The organism is Sphingomonas sp. MMS12-HWE2-04 (assembly GCF_044881185.1).
Lineage (GTDB): Bacteria > Pseudomonadota > Alphaproteobacteria > Sphingomonadales > Sphingomonadaceae > Sphingomonas.
In genome coordinates, this window is sequence record NZ_CP173254.1 from 487,411 (window position 1) to 502,312 (window position 14,902).

The following is a 14,902-nucleotide window of genomic DNA, read 5'->3' on the forward strand; positions in this document are numbered from 1 at the left end:
GCCTCAGATGATCATCGCGTCGTCGGACTTGGGGTCGACGAGCATGATTTCGCCGCGATCGGCCAGGCTCTTGGCAAGGCGGACGAGCGACGACTGCGCTTCTTCGCAATCGCGCGCGCGGACCGGGCCCATCGCCGCCATATCCTCGCGCATCAGCTTGGCTGCGCGCTCGGTCATCGATCCGAAGAACATCTGCTTGAGCTTGTCCGGCGCACCCTTGAGCGCCAGCGCCATCTCGCGCTTGTCGGCACCGCGGGCGATCGCGGCGATCGCGGTAGGCAGCAAATTGGCCAGATCCTCGAACGTGAACATCAGCGCGCGGATTCGCTCGGCGCTCTCGGGCGCCTTGGCGTCGAGCGCGGTGAGCATCGCCTCCTCGGTCGAGCGGTCCAGCGAGTTGAACAGTTCCGCCATCGATTCATGCGGGTCGCGCTTGTTCGAACGCGACAGGTTGGTCATGAACTCGCTCTTGAGCGTCTGCTCGACCTGGTTGATCACGTCCTTCTGGACCGTTTCCATGCGCAGCATGCGCATCACCACGTCGACCGAGAATTCGCGCGGCAGCTCGGCCAGCACGCGCGCCGAATGATCGGGCCGCAGCTTCGAGAGGATGACCGCGACGGTCTGGGGATATTCGTGCTTCAGCGCGCCGGCGAGCACCGTCTCGCTGACGTTGGACAGCTTGTCCCACATCGTGCGTCCCGACGGACCACGGATGTCTTCCATGATCTCCTTGACCTTCTCGCCGGGCAGGATGCCCGCGAGCAGGCGCTCGGTGGTCTCGTAGCTGCCGTGCATCGACGACATCGAGGCGATTTCGCTGGTGAACTGGACGAGCAGATGCTCGACCACCGCCGAGGGGATGCGGCCAAGCGACGCGATCGCGGAGGAAAGCTCCTTGATTTCGTCGGTGGTCAGCTGTTCCCAGATCGGGCCGCCGTGATCCCTGCCCAACGCGAGCATGAGCGCTGCGGCGCGCTGCGGGCCGCTGTAGCGCTTGAGTTCCGGCGGCTCGCCAATCGGCGCCATCAGGCTCATTCGTAAAACCCCTCGAAAAAATGCCTGGGGTGCAACGGTTCGTACACCCTTTCCCCTATTATAGGAGTGAGGAAACAAGGTGCGGCGTGATGACGGTTAATTTATCCAGCAGCCTCGCGGGCTTGAGCCTGTTAACGGGTTCGAACTCGTTCACGTCGGTGAGCGACATCACCTTCGAGAGCAAGGCCGTGCGCACCGCCAAGGCGCTGTTCACCCTGACGCAGGATATCACGCCGCCCTGGAAGGAAGCTGTCGCGAGCACGCCACTGTCGAGCCAGGTCTCGACGATCAAGGCGATGAAGACGATCATCGACAAGGCCGGCACCGGCGCCGATCTCCTCAACAACGACGTCCAGACCACCTTCACTGCCTATAAGGCGCTCGATCGCCTGCGCGTCCTGGCCGAATCCGCCAGCGCCAAGACCATGTCCGACGCCCAGCGCGCGACGCTGCAGACCAGCTTCGCCAAAGGCCTGACCGACATCCAGACCTTCCTCGCCAGCGCGCCGTCGGACGTCGTCAATCTCGCCTTCAATCAGCCGCTGCGCTATATGAAGAGCGCCGAGATCAGCAATCCGTCGCAATATTCGGTTCCCGGCAAGGGTCTGGTCAAGAATCGCACCGATGCCATTCCCGGCCTGACGGGGCAGGAGAAGTTCACGGTCAATCTGACCAAGGACGGCACCACCGCCAACGACACCGTGACGGTCGACCTGTCGACCGGCCCGCAGCCGCCCACCGTCGACTCGCTCACCGAGATGCTCAACGCCGCGATCAAGGCGGTGCCAAACCGCATGCCAGACGGCACGATCATTACCGATACCAACGGCGATCCGGTGTCGCGCTATACGTCGCGCTTCGAAGTGACTCGCGAAGACGGCTTTGCCGGCAAATGGGGCCTCACGCTCAATGCCTCGTCGGGCATCGAGCGCGTCACGATGGGCGAGATCGGCGCCAAGGATTCGATCATGGTCGCCACCGGCCAGACCGCGCTCGACGCGCCGACCGCGACCAGCGTGTTCCGCATCAACGATCCCGCCGGCGACGCGACCCGCAAGACGCTGGGGTCAATCTCCGCGCTCAATTCCGCCGCGACGGCGCAGGCCACGCTGGCCGGCAAGACCACGACGATCACCACGACCAGCACCGATATCGACGGCAAGGTCATCACCGACAAGACCACGACCAGCAACGTCTATGCCGACACCGACGCCGCCCAGGTCGTGGTCGACGGCCAAGGCAACAGCTATATCGTCGGCACCACCGCCGGCGATCTTGGCGCCAACAAGTCCGATGGCGACGACAACCTGTTCCTCACCAAGCTGAACGGCGAGGGTAAGGTCGTCTGGCAGCGCAGCCTCGGCGCCGGCGGCTCGTCAACCGGCGTTGCCGTCACGCTCGCGCCCGACGGCAATGTCGTCGTCGCGGGCACCGTTACCGGCGCGATGGACGGCGCCAACACCGATGGCGACATGTTCGTCACCAAGTTCGCCACCAATGGCGACGAGAAATTCTCGACCGTGGTGCGCGCCACGGGGGCCGATACTGCCAAGGCGGTCGCGGTCGGTGCCGATGGCTCGATCTATGTCGGCGGCCGTTCGGCGACCGGCGGCGGCGACGCCTTCGTCGCCAAGATCAACGCCAGCGGCAAGCTGGTCGAACGCAGCACGATCGCCGACAATGGCAGCGGCAGCATCAATGGCCTTGCCGTCGATGCCAGCGGCAATGTCCTCGCGCTCGTCCAGAACAACGGCAATGCCGAAGTCCACAAGCTCTCGGGCACGGCGCTTTCGACCGAGCTGGGCAGCATCTCGCTCGGCACCGCCGATGCGCGCGCGATCGCGATCGGGCCGGATGGCAGCATCGCCGTGGGCGGCGCGACCAGCAGCACGCTTTCGGGCAGCCAGGTCAATGCCAATAGCGGCGGCCGCGACGGCTTCGTCGCGCGGATCGACGGCGGCCTGTCGGGCTCCAGCGTCACCTATATCGGCTCGTCCGAAGACGATCAGGTCGATAGCATCGCCTTCATGAACGGCAGCCTCTATGCCGGGGGCCGCACCAAGGGCACGATCGGCGAGCCGCTCAAGGGCGCCGTCGACGGCTTCGTCACGCGGATCGACGCCTCGACCGGTGCGATCGGCAACACCACCCAGTTCGGCTCCTCGGCGCTGCGCACCGAGCCGGTGCGCATCGCCGCCGACAATGGCGGCGGCAGCGTCGTCTCGTCGATCGGCTTCGCGCGCGGCACGATCAATCCGGCGACCTCGGCCAAGCTGACCACCCAGACCGGACTTCGTGTCGGCGATAGCTTCTCGATCAAGGTCGATGACGGCACTGTGCGCAAGATCACCATCGGCGCCGACGACACGCTCAAGACGATCGCCGATCGGATCAGTGGCATCACCGGCTCCAAGGCCAAGACGACGACTCCGACGATCAGCGGCAAGCAGACGCTGCGCGTCGATACCAAGGCCGGCCATTCGATCGAGTTCCTCGCCGGTCCGGCGGGCAGCGATGCGCTCGCCAAGCTCGGCATCGATCCGCAGCGGATCGAGACGCCGGAGACCCAATCGGCCAACGCGCCCAAGGTCAAGCCCGGCGGCACGTTCGGCCTGATGCTGTCCGAAGCGCTCAACGTGAAGACCGTCGATGACGCCAAAATCGCGCTCAAGAAGCTCGAATCTGCGGTCTCGATGAGCCAGACGGCGTATCGCTCTCTATATTGGGATGATGCGAAGGCGACGATGGTCGATGGCGTGAAGAACACCGCCACCGGCAAGGGGTCGACTGCGCGCGAACAGGCCCAGCTCGCCAACTATCAGGCGGCGCTCACGCGCCTCAATTCGTCCACTTCCACGCTGATCGGATTCTGATCATGTCCTCGCTCCCGATCCTCGACGCCATGCGCAGCCGGATGCAGAACCTGTCCGAGCGCCAGCGCGTCGTCGCCACCAACATCGCCAATAGCGAGACTCCGGGCTACAAGTCGCGCGAAGTCGAGGCGCCGAGCTTTGCCGGCCTGGTCAACGGCAGCGGCGTGGTCCAGATCGCCAAGCCGCGGGTCGAGCTCACCTCGGCGATGAAGAGCCTCGGCGCGATCCAGCCCGCCGGCGCCGGCATCGTCCTCGACAAGGACATCAGCGAGACCAAGCCCGACGGCAACAACGTCACGCTTGAAGACCAGCTCCTCAAGATGGGCGAGATCCAGGCCGACTTCACGGCGATGACCAATCTCTACCGCAAGCAGATGTCGATGCTGAAGATCGCCGTGACGGGCCGCGGCTGAGGCAGCCGGACCAATCGAAAAAGGGGCTCCGGAGCGATCCGGGGCCCTTTTCCATTCGCCCTTCCAGTCCAGGCCCGGCGGGGACGGATTGGGCGCTTGTCCAAAGTGGTTTTGGCGATATGCGTCCCATATCGACTTCAACGCTTTTGACGCTTGGGATCCCTTGCAACTTCTATCCTGTACCTGCTGTCCTCAAAGGTCCGCGATCGTAAGCGCCGACGGTCACTGGCGCTGGTTCGGCGCGTGAAAGCCCTTTTCTACCTTCCCGTGATCACACGCTGGTGGTTCGACAATGTGGTCGAGCCGCTGATGCGGAAGATCGCGCAGGAGAGCGACGTCTATGTGCTGGCGCCGGCACCCTGGCAGGGGACGGGCATCGGCATGCGCGAACTGGAGCGCTGCGTCGACCTGCCCGGAATACATTGGTGCATCATGGAGGGGGACGATCACCCGAGCACCCGCACGGTGCCCGAGGCACGGGAGGACATCGTCGCATGGGTCCGCGATCTGGCGCCCGATTACGTGCTGTGCCGTAGCGCGGACTATGAGACGGTCCGGGCGTTTCCCGGCACCGTGAAATTGCTGATGGAAGGACGGCTCGAGCCGTTCGCGCCGCCGCCGCAATGGATCGTCTTCGAGGATCGTCCGCTGGACCAGGGCCTGCTGCCGGGCCTCTCGGACGAGGAGCGTGCCTGGCTGGTGACGGCGATCGCGCCGGCTTGGACGCATCTGGTCGAACGCCATGCCGCGCGGCCGGGCGAGCGCGAGAGCGTGTTTGCCCGATGCGGCATCGCCGGCGATCGACCGGTGCTGCTCGTCCCGCTTGAATATGAAGGCGACGAGAATTTCTTCCGGATGCACAGCGTCCAGACCAAGCCCAACCACCGGATGGTCGCCGAACTGGCCGAGAGGGTAGGGGCGGGCTTCACCCTGGCCGTCACCAATCATCCCGAAAACGACCGACATGTCGACAGCGCGCCGCTGCTCGCCACCATCGATGCGCTGGAGAATGTCGTGCTCGCGCCGCCTGCCATTGGCGGCCTGCCCGCGACGCTCGCGCTCGCCAAGCATGTCGACGGCATGATCATCGGGGACTCCAAGACCTATGCACTGGGCGCCTTTTTCGGCAAACCGATGCTGCGCAAGACGCGGTTCGAGAGCGGCGCATGGCTTAAAAGCTACGCCGATCTCGATCGCTTCCTGACCGCGGTCGCCGCTGGGGAGGCGGACCGCCCTTCCCCGGAAGATGCGCGTCTCTGGTTCGCCTTCTACATGGCGAACGACGTCTTCGATCCGAAAGCGGCGGATCTCAGCGCTGGCCAGATCTTCGCGCATATGGCGCGGCCATTCGACCGCACGCGTTGGGCTGCCGGCATCGAACGACTGCGAGCAGCGGTCCCTTCGCTGTTCGCCTGAGCGGGGCGACAACCGCACGCGGACAGAAGCCTGGCTGGCTACACCACAAGCGTCGACAGCGCGTCGCGCTCGGTCACCAGCGCGGCGACAATCAGACCCCGCCAGTCTTCTATCATCTGCGCGAAACTGGTCGAAGAATAAGCCTTCAGCGCAGTCTCGCCTTCTGCGCTGAGTGCGGTCAGGTCATAGGCCACGTCGACTTGGGAGCCGCTGGCGATTGCAGCCACCTCCACCGTCACGATCCCGGCACGCGATCCGGGGGTGACGCGCGAGTATCGAACGCGCCCCGACGCCGCCTCGCTTTCGATGACCGTCCAGATGGAGCGCTCCGCCCCGTCCCCGGTCGTGAATACGAGGCCGCAATGTTGGGGAAGGGCGCCCAATATCGTCGGCGACCAGCCGGGAACCCATAAGCGTTCGCCGGCGGCTGTGAACAGCTTGAACGCCTCTGCGGCCGGGAGGTCCAACTGGAAGGAGCCGTGCTGCCGAACGCGGCCGGCGCTGAGAACTTGTTCATCCATGGTTGGAGTCCTTTGGTGAGCGCGCTTCGGTGAGGCGATGGCTATCGGCGGCGCGCAGGTCGAGGTCGTAGACCGCCCTGAGCCCTTCGATTTTCGACAGCGTCGCGGCCGAGAATGGCGCAGCACCCTCGAAGGCATGCAGCACGATCCCCTCGATCAGTTCGCCTAGCGGCATCTCCAGATGCTCTGCCAAGCCTTTCAGGACTTTCAGGAGCCTCCGCTCGATCCGAACCCCGGTTTGCACACGTTCGATTTCCATATTTCATCGGTACCATGTTACCAGGGTACATTCAATCTGGAATTTCCTTCCGGCTCGCGGAGCAGGTCGGTCGCTCCAACGCAAAGCGCCCCGGAGGAGAGCTCCGAGGCGCATTTTGGACCTTGTCGTCGTAACCGTGGACCTTGTCGTCGTAACCGTCGTTCAGGCGCTCAAAGCCGCGCGTTGATCGAGATCGGGGCGGGCATTTCCATCCCCGAAATGCCGCCGCAGGCACCATAGGTGGTGTTGCGCTTGCCGGTCAGGCGCTGCGCCTCCGCGGCGATCGCGCCCATCATGTCGACCGAAAGCTCGATCTGGCGGGCGAGGATTTCCTTGTTCACTGCCGAGGCATCGCGCAGATGGCGGCTCGCCTCGGTGAGCGCCTCGCGGGCCTCGGGCTCGAGCTTCTCGGCCCAGTCGTCGCTCTCGCGCTTCAGCCGCGCGACCTCGGCCTCGATGCGGCCGGTGAGGCGCAGCTTGGCGCTGGCGATCTCGCCGAGTTCGGGCAGATAGGGCGTCCGCGCCAGCTTTTCGGTTTCCTCTTCCATGAGCGAGGCGAGCGAAACCATGGCGTCGATGAGATGTTCGGTCATTGTTGCCCCTGCATCTTGATGATCTGATCGAGCACAGCGGGGGCGATTCCCACGCCGCCGCGCTTGGCGATTTCGGTCCCCAGCTTTTCGCCGAGGATTCCGCGAAACATCTGCTCGCCGCCGCCGCCGTTGAAATCCTCGCCCTGCTCGACAGTCTCGAGCATCATCTGGGTCATCTGGCCGAGGAACACCGCTTCGAAGCTGGTCGCGGTTTCCTTGTTCTTGGCGTCGACCTTGGGCATCGGCTTGGCGGCCGCGCCGGTAGCCGCGCTGGGCAGGGCAGAGATGTCGTTCATTACTGGACCTCGATTTCGGCCTGGAGCGCGCCGGCGCTTTTCACGGCCTGGAGGATGGTGATCAGGTCGCGCGGGCTCACGCCAAGCGTGTTCAGCCCGCTGACCAGCGACTGGAGCGACGCGCCGCTGACCATCGCCAGGCTGGCGCCGTTGCCGTCATTGACCTGCACCTGGGTGCGCGGCACCACGGTCGTCTGCCCGTTCGAGAGCGGACCCGGCTGCGAGACTTGCGGGGTCTCGGACACGGTGATGGTCAGGCCGCCCTGGGCGATGGCAACCGGCGTGATCTTGACGTCGGCGTTCATCACCACGGTGCCCGAGGCTTCGTTGATGACGACGCGCGCCGGCTGGTCGACCTTGATCGGGAGGTCGCCGATGCGCGTGACCAGGTCGATCACCCCGCCGACGAAGTTCGCAGCGGGCTGGACCTGGACGGTCCCGGGATCGAGCACGGTGGCGCTGCCGGGATACTTGCCGTTGATTGCGGTGGCGACGCGGTCGGCGGTGGCGAAATCGGGGTTCTTGAGCGCGAGCTTGAGGCTGGTGGCCGAGAGCAGCGAATAGGGCACTTCGCGCTCGACGATCGCGCCGCCCGCGATCCGCGCCGACGTGGTCACGCCGCGGCTGACGCTGGCGGCGGCACCCTGGCCCTTGAAGCCGGAGACCGCGACATTGCCCTGCGCGACCGCATAGATCTCGCCATCGAGCGCGCGCAGCGACGAAGCGATCAGCGTGCCGCCCTGAAGGCTGGTCGCATCGCCCAGCGCGGCGACCTGCACGTCGATCCGCGAGCCCGAGCGCGAGAAGGGCGGCATCGTCGCAGTGATCGAGACCGCGGCGACGTTCTGCGTCTTCATGTTGGTGCCGCGGATGTTGACGCCCATGCGCTCGAGCATCGCCTGCATCGATTCCTCGGTGAACGGCGTGTTACGCATGCGATCGCCCGTGCCGGCAAGCCCGACCACGAGCCCGTATCCGACGAGCTGGTTCTCACGGACATTCTCGACATCGACGATGTCCTTGATCCGTGTCTGGGCGCTGGCAGGCAGTGCTGCGACCAACATGGTTAGCAGAAGCAGGAACGAAGCGGCGAGACGCTGCATAAACCCTCGTCGAAAGTGGAAAAACCGCGGTAATTTTCTTATAGGATGAAAGAGGGCCACATCGGCTCCGAAGGATGTATTTCGTGCGCATCGACAGCCTATCGCCGCTTCTGGCGCGCACCCTTCTGGCGGCGCTGCCAAAGGCCGTGCCCGGCTTCGCCGCGGGCATGAAGGAAGTGGCGCAGGATCGGCCGCACGTGCCCGATCCCGCGACCGCGCATCCCACCACTTCGGTGGCGATGCTCGTCACGCTCGCCGCCAACGATCCCCAGGTCGAGCGGCGGCGCAAGCTTGCGGTCGACGCCGAACGTGGCGTCGCGGCGCTCGAAAAGCTGCACAAGGAGCTGGTCGCCGGCACGCCCAGCGTCGAGCGGCTGCAGGAAATCGTCGAATGGTCCGAAAATCTGGAGCAATCCGACGATCCGGTCCTCGCCCAGATCCTGTCCGACATCGACCTGCGCGTCCGCGTCGAACTCGCGAAGATCGACGTCCAGGCCTGAGCCGCTCCGCTATGTGGCGATGCCGGCGGGCGCCTTCAGGAACGGTGTGATCGCGGCCATCGCCTGCGCGACATATATCGCCTTCTGACCAACGGGCGACACATAATCGATGGCACGCTCGGCATCGCCGGTGCTCGCGCCGCGCGCGATCATCCACGCCGCCAGATATTGCGACGCGAGGCAACCGCCAGCGGTCGCGACATTGCCATGGGCCACGAAGGGCGCGTCGATGACGTTCACGCCCGCCTCGATCACCCAGGGCTTGCTCATCATATCGGTGCAGGCGGGCAGGGCGCCGATCAGCCCGAGCTTGGCGAGCAGCAGCGTTCCCGAACATTGCGCGCCGATCAGCTGGCGCGCGGGATCGAGCGTGATCCGTGCCAGCAGTTCCTTGTCGGCGGCGATCTCGCGGGTCTTGAAGCCGCTGCCGATCAGCACGGCGTCGGCCTCGGCGGCGAATTCGAGCGGCTTCTGGCGGCGGACGCGGACGCCGTTCAGCGAGGTGACGTCCTCGCTCGGAGAAGTGATGTGCGCGGCCCAGCCTTGCGGCTTCATCCGGTTGAGGATCGCCGCCGCGACGAACGAGTCCAGCTCGTTGAAACCGTCGAACGTCAGCACTGCGATCTGCACGGCATCCCCCTTGCGTCTGGAACCGCCGGCTTCCTAGCCCGCGCTGCCCGCAAGTGAAAGGAGGCCGTTGTGCAGCGTCAGCGCTTCTTGGCGATCTTCATCACATAGCTGATCACTTCGGCCACCGCGGCGTAATGCTCGACGGGTATCGGGTGATCGATTTCGGCCGAGGCATAGAGCGCGCGGGCGAGCGGGCGGTTCTCGACCAGCGGGATGCCGTGTTCGCCCGCGATCTCGCGGATCTTGAGCGCTATGGCGTCGACGCCCTTGGCGACCACTACCGGCGCGCCCATTGCGCCGTGATCATATTGCAGTGCGATCGCATAGTGCGTCGGGTTGGTAATCACGACGCTCGCCTTGGGGACGTTGGACATCATCCGGTTGCGGGCCCGCTGCATCTGGATGCTGCGGATCTTGCCCTTGATGTGCGGATCGCCTTCGCTGTTCTTGTACTCGTCCTTGATCTCCTGGAGCGTCATCCGCATCTTTTTCATATAGGCGCGGCGCTGCCAGACGAAGTCGAACAGCGCGAGCGCGCCGACCAGCATCGCGATCGGCTTGAGCATCGCATGGACGATGTCGTTCGCCGAGGCGCCGAGCGCATTGAGGTCTGCGCCGACCATGCGATCGATCCCCGAAGCGTGCGGCCAGGCGACCATCGCGGCAGTGCCGCCGACTAGGCAGAGCTTGGCAACGGTCTTGCCATATTCGACCAGCGACTGCTTGCCGAACATTCGCGCGGCGCCGCTCATCGGATTGAGCTTCGACCATTTCGGCTTGACCCGCGACCAGGAGAGCATCGGTCGGCCCTGGAGAATGCCGCCCAGCAGCGCGAGCCCGAACATCGCGCCCAGGATCGGGAGCAGGGCGCCGCCCACCGCGGCGAAGATGCCGGTGGCGAAGCCCTGCGCGCCATCGGGATCGAGGCGGAAATCCTCTGCGCCGCCCCACAGGCGGACGAAGAGATTGCCCATTAGCTGGATCGTATAGGTGCCCAGGCCGCCCATCACCACCAGCATCGCGACGAACATCGCGGCGTGGCGCATTTCCGGCGCCATCGGAACGTCGCCCTTCTCGCGGGCGTCTTCCAGGCGCTTTTCTGTTGGGTCGTGTGTCTTGTCTTCCTGATCGGCGCCTTCCGCCATCACCAGCCCCCTTGCATCGCGTCACCCATGGACTGGCCAAAGAAGGTGAGCATGGTGCCGACGGTCATCGCCGCCAGGCTGATGCCCAGCAGAAGGTTAAGCGGCTGGGCGATGAAGAACACCTGGATCGCGGGTGCGACGCGCGCGGCGAGGCCGAGCGCGACGTTGAACACGATGCCATAGATCAGAAGCGGGGCGGCGAGGCTGATCCCGAGTGTCATTGAGCGGCCGACCGCGGCAACCGCGAGCTGCGCGAAATCGTGCATCGGCGGCATCCCCCCGATCGGGAAGGTCTGGTAGCTGTGGATGATCGCGCCGAGCCACAGATGGTGGACCTGCATTCCCATGCAGATCAGCGCGGCGGCGAGGCTGACGAACTTCGAGAGAATGGGGGTGGCGCCGCTTTGCGCCGGATCGAAGATCACCGCCGAGGAAAAACCGGCCTGCATCGAGATGATCGAGCCCGCGATCGAGATCGAGAAGAACAGGATCTTGACGATCATGCCCATCGCGAGCCCGGTCATCAGCTCGGTGACGAGCACGGCCGGCAGCACCGCGCCGGCCTGGACCGCCGCGCGCGCAGGCTCGCCGAGGATGCCATAGAGTCCCGCCGACATCGCGAAGGCGATCATCAGCCGGATGCGGCCGGGGATCGCGTCTTCGCCGAAGACGGGCAGCAGCATCAGCACCGCGCCGACGCGCGCGAACACGATGAAGAAGGCGGAGACCTGGAGCTCCAGGTCGGGGGGCATGATCATCCGCTGATGATCAGATCGCTGATCTTGGCCATGAAGCCCGACAGCGCCTGCCCCATGGTGGGAAGCATCAGGAGGAAGACCAGGCCCATCGATAGCAGCTTGGGCACGAAGGTCAGCGTGGTCTCCTGAATCTGGGTCAGTGCCTGGAGAAGGCCGATCACGGTGCCGACGATCAGCGACGTCAGAAGCAACGGGCCCACCACGGTGAGCACGAGCATCAGCGCCGCTTCGGCAAGATCAATGACCTGGTCCGGGCTCATCCGTCAGATCTGCATCCGCATGATGTCGGTATAGGCGCCGACGACCTTGTCGCGGACGGCAACCATGGTGTCGAGCGCGCTCTCGGCGGCGCCGATCGCCGTGACGACGTCGATCAGGTCGCCCTTGCCGGCAACCTGCAGTGCCGAGGCGTGCTCGGCGGCGCGCATCTGGTTGGCGGTGCCGGTGACGAGGTCTTCGACCATCGCGCCGAAGCCGCCGCTGCCGCCGGTCTTGCCGGTGGACGAAGTGCCCAGGCTGTTGCCTAGGCCGGCGACCTTGCCATAGGCAGAGGCTGCGTCGAGTGCTCCGATGGACATGCTGGTAATCCCCTGGATGATTACTTGAGAAGGTCGATGGTGCGCATCGTCAGGCTCTTGGCGGCCTCGATGGCATTGAGATTGGCTTCGTAGCTGCGCTGCGCGGCCTTCATGTCGGCGGTCTCGACGAGGCCGTTGACGTTGGGCTTGAGGACATAGCCGTCCTTGTCGGCGGCGGGGTGGCCCGGCTGATAGACACGGGTGAAGTCCGACTTGTCGGTCTCGATGCCCTGCACCTTCACTTCGGTAGCGCCGGTGGCCTTGTCGACTTCAGCGGCGAAGCTCGCGACGCGGCGGCGATAGGGATTGCCGCCTGGGGTCTGTGCGACCGAGTCCTGATTGGCCAGGTTTTCCGCGATCACGCGCATGCGCAGCGACTGTGCGCGCAGGCCGGAAGCGGAGACGCCGAGCGATGCCTTCAAGTCCATGTGTAGCTCCAAGCGGGCCAGAGCGGCCGTTTCCTCCATTGTAGGCAATTTTTGCCGGGGCCGGCGCTCGGAGCGGAAAAAAGGTTCCTAGGCAATTTTTGCCGGGGTCCGCGCCGGGGGCGGAAAAAGCTTCCTATAATTCCTTCAGAAAGGAACGTGCATGACCGTCCTCGATGGAATTATGGTGGATCTCTCGATCGTGCTGGGTTCGGCGGAAGTGCCGATCCGGCAGGTCCTGCAGATGAGCCGCGGCGCGATGATCGCGCTCGACTGCGGGCAGGATGATCCCAGCCTTATCTATGTGAATGGCGAGCTTGTCGCGAAGGGCCGGGTGATGGTCGACGGCGAAGTCATGTCGCTCGAGATTTCCGAACTCATCAAGAAGCAGCGCCACTAATGGACATATTGTCGATGCTGCGCACGCTCGGTGCGCTTGGTGTCGTGCTCGGCATGCTCGCCGGCGCGCTGTGGGCGGTCCGCCGCTATGACATCAAGCTGCCGGGCCGCATCTCGGGCACCGGGCGCAAGCGGGTCGAGCTGGTCGAGCGGCTGTCGCTCGATGCCAAGCGGTCGGTTGCGCTGATCCGTCGCGACGGCTGCGAGCACCTCATCGTGCTGGGGCCGGACGGTACCGCGACGATCGAGACCGGCATTGTCGCCCCCGAACCGGTGGCTCCCCCGGCCGCCGAGGTGCCGGCAAAGCCTGCCGCGTCCGCCAATTTCCAGGCCGATCTGGCCCATTTCGCCACTAGCTTCGGCAAGCTCGTCGATCTCTCGCGCGAGAAGATCGCCGCCGTGCGCGGCGCCAATGACGACACCTTCGAAGACGAAGACGGCGACGAAGGCGACGACGAGCCTACCGATCCGACGCCGAGCTTCGCGCCGACCGCCGAGCTGCCCCAGGCTGCCCCCCGCAAGCGTACCCGCCGTCCGCGCGACACCGCGCGCTGGAATCGCCGCGCGGTGCGCGAGGCGATCAATGCGTAAGCTCCTCGCGGCGGCTGCCGTTCTGATCCTCGCGCCGGTGGCGGCGCACGCGCAGGCGCATGGCGCCGCGCCTGCGCTCCCCGCGGGATTGGGCGGCGACGGCGCGCTTTCTGCACGGGCGATCCAGCTCGTGCTGATGCTGACGGTGCTCAGCCTGGCCCCGGGCCTGCTGATGACCGTCACCAGCTTCACGCGCATGGTCGTGGCGCTGTCGCTGCTGCGCACCGGGATCGGTGCGCAGGGCGTGCCGCCCAATCCGGTGATCATCGCGCTCGCCCTGTTCCTGTCGTTCTTCGTCATGGCGCCGACGTTCGAGAAGGCGTGGAACGAAGGCGTCGATCCCTATACCAAGGGCAAGATCACCGAGACGGTGGCGTTCGAGCGCACTGCCGAACCCTTCCGCAAGTTCATGCTCGGCCAGGTCCGCGACAGCGATCTCAAGCTCTTCGCCGAAATGGCCAACAAGCCGATCGCCAGCCGTGCCGAGACGCCGCTGACCACGCTGGCGCCGGCGTTCATGATCTCCGAACTGCGCCGCGCGTTTGAAATCGGCTTCCTGCTGCTGCTGCCCTTCCTGGTCATCGACCTGGCGGTGTCGGCCGTGCTGATGGCGATGGGCATGATGATGCTGCCGCCACCGACGATATCCCTGCCCATGAAGATCATCTTCTTCGTGCTGGTCGATGGCTGGGCGCTGGTCGCCGGCTCGTTGGTGAAGAGTTTCGCGACTTAAACGCCCAGAACGACGCGAAATGCGCCATTTTCGCCGCGAAAGGGCGAGCGGCGCCGCAAAAACCACCTGCGCAACGCCGCGGATTTGCGCGGTTTGTAGGAGTTCGGCGGCTTAGCGTCACAGTCTTCACGCGAATCGTGAACTTCCGTTGCGCGAATGTGTAAGGATGTTGCGCACGCTAAAATGCCGGACCGACGCTGTCAAAGAGCCGCAGCGACGCTAGCACGCCGCGGCTCCTGTAGGACAGCCTATCCCGCGCAGCGCAGCAGATCCTCGGACGGATCGCCGCCAAGCATGCGCTTGCCGTCGGGCGAAAGCCGCAGCTTGCCTTGCGAAGGCTCCTCGCCATCGGTGGAGATGAACTTGCTGGTATAGGCCAGGCTGTTGGCGTCGAGCAGGCGAACCTGCAGCACTTCCTCGCTATCCTCATAATAGACGATCGTCCGCGCAGTGACCTTGAACCCCGCGGCGTTCTCGCCGCCACGCGAAGCGCAGTCGGCCAGCGTGCGTGCCCATTCGCCCTGGAACTTCGCCGGGATCGCCTTGAGCGTCTGGGTCCCCGGGTTCGCCAGCGCCGGCGTGGTCACGGCAATCAGGAAGAGCGGCATAAAACGCATCGGATACCCCTTGG

At 65.1% G+C, this 14,902-nt stretch carries 20 protein-coding genes; 7 read left to right on the forward strand and 13 right to left on the reverse strand.

Annotation, left to right across the window (positions count from 1 at the left end; genetic code table 11):
- Window positions 1-3 precede the first annotated feature (3 nt).
- Window positions 4-1,038, reverse strand: a complete 1,035-nt coding sequence (locus AB2M62_RS02220; protein ID WP_404337420.1) for a flagellar motor switch protein FliG — start codon at window positions 1,036-1,038, stop codon at window positions 4-6.
- Window positions 1,039-1,160: 122 nt separating this feature from the next.
- On the opposite strand from AB2M62_RS02220, the gene AB2M62_RS02225 reads away from it, so the two are divergent.
- The 3 genes from AB2M62_RS02225 (at window position 1,161) to AB2M62_RS02235 (ending at window position 5,740) form a co-directional block, all read left to right on the forward strand.
- The gene (locus AB2M62_RS02225; protein WP_404337422.1) at window positions 1,161-3,911 is read left to right on the forward strand and encodes a hypothetical protein; all 2,751 of its coding nucleotides are present in this window, start codon (window positions 1,161-1,163) and stop codon (window positions 3,909-3,911) included.
- Between the two features lie 2 nt (window positions 3,912-3,913).
- The gene (locus tag AB2M62_RS02230) at window positions 3,914-4,324 is read left to right on the forward strand and encodes a flagellar basal body protein (protein ID WP_404337424.1); all 411 of its coding nucleotides are present in this window, start codon (window positions 3,914-3,916) and stop codon (window positions 4,322-4,324) included.
- A gap of 243 nt (window positions 4,325-4,567) precedes the next feature.
- Entirely contained in the window at window positions 4,568-5,740 is a 1,173-nt protein-coding gene (locus AB2M62_RS02235; protein ID WP_404337426.1) for a hypothetical protein, read from the forward strand.
- A gap of 38 nt (window positions 5,741-5,778) precedes the next feature.
- Here AB2M62_RS02235 and AB2M62_RS02240 read toward each other — a convergent pair whose 3' ends face one another.
- The 5 genes from AB2M62_RS02240 to AB2M62_RS02260 form a co-directional block, all read right to left on the reverse strand.
- Window positions 5,779-6,261 (reverse strand): hypothetical protein, encoded by a 483-nt coding sequence (locus AB2M62_RS02240; protein WP_404337428.1) that lies wholly within the window; start codon window positions 6,259-6,261, stop codon window positions 5,779-5,781.
- On the reverse strand, window positions 6,254-6,520 hold the full coding sequence (locus AB2M62_RS02245) for a hypothetical protein (RefSeq protein ID WP_404337430.1): 267 nt from the start codon (window positions 6,518-6,520) through the stop codon (window positions 6,254-6,256). The genes AB2M62_RS02240 and AB2M62_RS02245 overlap by 8 nt, the downstream gene beginning before the upstream one ends.
- 170 nt (window positions 6,521-6,690) lie before the next feature.
- Entirely contained in the window at window positions 6,691-7,113 is a 423-nt protein-coding gene (locus AB2M62_RS02250; protein ID WP_404337432.1) for a flagellar protein FlgN, read from the reverse strand.
- Window positions 7,110-7,409 carry a rod-binding protein gene (locus AB2M62_RS02255; protein WP_404337434.1) on the reverse strand — a complete coding sequence of 100 codons (300 nt, stop codon included), beginning with the start codon at window positions 7,407-7,409 and terminating at the stop codon, window positions 7,110-7,112. Before AB2M62_RS02255 ends, AB2M62_RS02250 begins: the two co-directional genes overlap by 4 nt.
- On the reverse strand, window positions 7,409-8,512 hold the full coding sequence (locus AB2M62_RS02260; RefSeq protein ID WP_404337436.1) for a flagellar basal body P-ring protein FlgI: 1,104 nt from the start codon (window positions 8,510-8,512) through the stop codon (window positions 7,409-7,411). Before AB2M62_RS02260 ends, AB2M62_RS02255 begins: the two co-directional genes overlap by 1 nt.
- A 74-nt stretch (window positions 8,513-8,586) precedes the next feature.
- Between AB2M62_RS02260 and AB2M62_RS02265 the strand changes: the two genes are divergently transcribed.
- Window positions 8,587-9,012: a flagellar assembly protein FliX gene (locus tag AB2M62_RS02265; RefSeq protein WP_404337438.1), complete on the forward strand. Its 426-nt coding sequence runs from the start codon at window positions 8,587-8,589 to the stop codon at window positions 9,010-9,012.
- Between the two features lie 9 nt (window positions 9,013-9,021).
- On the opposite strand, the gene AB2M62_RS02270 is transcribed toward AB2M62_RS02265, so the two are convergent.
- The 6 genes from AB2M62_RS02270 to flgC form a co-directional block, all read right to left on the reverse strand.
- Entirely contained in the window at window positions 9,022-9,642 is a 621-nt protein-coding gene (locus AB2M62_RS02270; RefSeq protein ID WP_404337440.1) for a DJ-1/PfpI family protein, read from the reverse strand.
- Between the two features lie 77 nt (window positions 9,643-9,719).
- Entirely contained in the window at window positions 9,720-10,787 is a 1,068-nt protein-coding gene (gene flhB, locus AB2M62_RS02275) for a flagellar biosynthesis protein FlhB (RefSeq protein WP_404337442.1), read from the reverse strand.
- Window positions 10,787-11,545, reverse strand: coding sequence for a flagellar biosynthetic protein FliR (fliR, locus tag AB2M62_RS02280; protein WP_404337444.1), 759 nt, complete (start codon window positions 11,543-11,545; stop codon window positions 10,787-10,789). The genes flhB and fliR overlap by 1 nt, the downstream gene beginning before the upstream one ends.
- A complete protein-coding gene (locus AB2M62_RS02285; protein ID WP_404337446.1) occupies window positions 11,542-11,805 on the reverse strand; it encodes a flagellar biosynthetic protein FliQ in 264 nt (87 codons plus the stop codon). Before AB2M62_RS02285 ends, fliR begins: the two co-directional genes overlap by 4 nt.
- A 3-nt stretch (window positions 11,806-11,808) precedes the next feature.
- Window positions 11,809-12,123 carry a flagellar hook-basal body complex protein FliE gene (locus tag AB2M62_RS02290; RefSeq protein ID WP_404337448.1) on the reverse strand — a complete coding sequence of 105 codons (315 nt, stop codon included), beginning with the start codon at window positions 12,121-12,123 and terminating at the stop codon, window positions 11,809-11,811.
- A gap of 20 nt (window positions 12,124-12,143) precedes the next feature.
- A complete protein-coding gene (flgC, locus tag AB2M62_RS02295; RefSeq protein ID WP_404337450.1) occupies window positions 12,144-12,551 on the reverse strand; it encodes a flagellar basal body rod protein FlgC in 408 nt (135 codons plus the stop codon).
- Between the two features lie 160 nt (window positions 12,552-12,711).
- On the opposite strand from flgC, the gene AB2M62_RS02300 reads away from it, so the two are divergent.
- From AB2M62_RS02300 to fliP, 3 genes are read left to right on the forward strand one after another with little or no spacing between them, the layout of a single operon-like run.
- Window positions 12,712-12,948 carry a FliM/FliN family flagellar motor switch protein gene (locus AB2M62_RS02300; protein ID WP_404337452.1) on the forward strand — a complete coding sequence of 79 codons (237 nt, stop codon included), beginning with the start codon at window positions 12,712-12,714 and terminating at the stop codon, window positions 12,946-12,948.
- Window positions 12,948-13,538: a FliO/MopB family protein gene (locus AB2M62_RS02305; protein WP_404337454.1), complete on the forward strand. Its 591-nt coding sequence runs from the start codon at window positions 12,948-12,950 to the stop codon at window positions 13,536-13,538. The genes AB2M62_RS02300 and AB2M62_RS02305 overlap by 1 nt, the downstream gene beginning before the upstream one ends.
- The gene (fliP, locus tag AB2M62_RS02310; protein ID WP_404337455.1) at window positions 13,531-14,271 is read left to right on the forward strand and encodes a flagellar type III secretion system pore protein FliP; all 741 of its coding nucleotides are present in this window, start codon (window positions 13,531-13,533) and stop codon (window positions 14,269-14,271) included. Before AB2M62_RS02305 ends, fliP begins: the two co-directional genes overlap by 8 nt.
- Before the next feature lie 248 nt (window positions 14,272-14,519).
- On the opposite strand, the gene AB2M62_RS02315 is transcribed toward fliP, so the two are convergent.
- Window positions 14,520-14,888, reverse strand: coding sequence for a hypothetical protein (locus AB2M62_RS02315; protein ID WP_404337456.1), 369 nt, complete (start codon window positions 14,886-14,888; stop codon window positions 14,520-14,522).
- Between the last annotated feature and the right edge of the window lie 14 nt (window positions 14,889-14,902).